The sequence below is a fragment of the Myxococcus sp. CA039A genome (assembly GCF_013336645.1).
In the GTDB taxonomy this organism is placed as follows: domain Bacteria; phylum Myxococcota; class Myxococcia; order Myxococcales; family Myxococcaceae; genus Myxococcus; species Myxococcus llanfairpwllgwyngyllgogerychwyrndrobwllllantysiliogogogochensis.
Map to the genome: position 1 here is coordinate 1 of NZ_JABUMQ010000648.1, position 1,561 is coordinate 1,561.

The following is a 1,561-nucleotide window of genomic DNA, read 5'->3' on the forward strand; positions in this document are numbered from 1 at the left end:
CCTCAACAGCGCCCCCGTTCCCTTCCATGCGCACGTGACGACGTGGCCCCCCCCCGAGCAGTGCACGGTGGCCGACTGCACGCGGAACTCCGCGCCTGAGCGGAGCCACTGCCACGCGCATCAGAAGCGGGCGACTCGGGGGCAGCCCTTGTCCACGCCGGTGGCGGAGACGTACGCCACCCCGTGGGAGCGGCTCGTCGCGGCCGCCCTGGCCTACGCGGATGCGGGCGACGACGAGGAGGAGTTCGCGAGGGCGAAGGACCGGTTGCGGAAGGCCGCCCAGTCCTACGCCCGTGGGCTCCTACTCCAGCCGGAACTGGCCCGGCGGACGCGGAAGGTAATGACCACGGACCACCTTGAGCTCTGGCAGGACGACAGGTAGGTGTTCAAGGTCATCCTAAGCTCGAAATGGTACGAGTGACGCTTCGACCTTGACGTCTCTAAGTCCAGGATCCTGTGCAAGCCGGAGTGCTAACGCCTGTTTGGTGAGTTCCTGATTCACGGTTGGGCCGCAGACGATTCTTGTAATGGGAAGACTCTCGGGAGGCGTAGTTATCCTGCACATGTTAATGCAGAAGTATGGGATGATTCGAGGACCAGCGGACCGGAAACTAAGGGCTGGGTGGTCCATTTTTTCGAAGACAATTAGCCTCCATTCATTCTCTTCAGCAAAGCCTGGGTGCTTGAATCGAAAGAATGCATCGATCAGCGCTGTGCGAAGCCCTATGTCGGCGGCTTCGATGAGTTCGTCGCTTTCTGCCTTCCAGCCCGCTACCTCCCAACTGTCAGCCAGGGCGCAGAATGAATCTATGGCTCGACTGATGTAGGACTTTTGATGCTCTATGTCGTAAATGACCTTTGCTAGAATCGCCGGCCTGTCTTTGGTCTTGACGCGGGCCTCAAGTTCGTTCGGGCTGAATCCGATAGCGAAGCCACCGCCTAGTGACCCATATCCGCGCCATTGGCTAAGGAGGTCGCCGCTCGCGCAGAAGCATGTGATGAATGGGGCAAAGTTGCTGGTTAGGAATGTGCCAATTTTCCTTTCGGTGGTCTGGAGTAGCGATGCGGAGAGTCTTGTGTTTTTGAGTTCGAGTTTTTCCTTGAGTGCCGCCTGAATGAGTGAAAGTCCGTGGGTTGCTTCCGTTGCGTCATTAAGGAAGCCGGACCGGCTGAACCATAATGCCTTGGTGTTCAGTATTCCGAGCAGCCCTCCTGGGTCGGTGTAGTGATAGAGCGTGTCAGGAGGGGCGTCGTCAAGGGTTGAGAATTCGGAAAAGAACTGATCTTTGATTGAGTTGATGTCGTTCTGGTAGATTGGGTCTGGGTTCATTTGTGGGGTGAGGTGGGTCGGTGTTTGCATAGATCAGCCGTCCCCTTGTGAGTGCTGAATCTATTCTGGTCTGCTGGTCGCGGTGAGCGTCAAGGTAGATGTCGCGTGAGAGGGTTCAGCCGATGCGCTTCAACTCCTGCACGGCCGGGGTGAGGTTCGGAGAGGGGCCGAGACGGACGGGGCCTGCTGGCGTCCAGTTGCGAGTGTCGCGGCTCCAGCGTTCGGGGTGAC

The 1,561-nt window shown here is 58.6% G+C and carries 2 protein-coding genes; one reads left to right on the forward strand and one right to left on the reverse strand.

Features of this window, described 5'->3' with window-relative positions:
• On the forward strand, nt 1-382 hold a 382-nt coding region (locus HR086_RS46740), incomplete at its 5' end, for a hypothetical protein (protein WP_174468899.1).
• Nucleotides 383-397: 15 nt separating this feature from the next.
• On the opposite strand, the gene HR086_RS46745 is transcribed toward HR086_RS46740, so the two are convergent.
• Nucleotides 398-1,360: a DUF2971 domain-containing protein gene (locus HR086_RS46745; RefSeq protein WP_174468900.1), complete on the reverse strand. Its 963-nt coding sequence runs from the start codon at nt 1,358-1,360 to the stop codon at nt 398-400.
• Between the last annotated feature and the right edge of the window lie 201 nt (nt 1,361-1,561).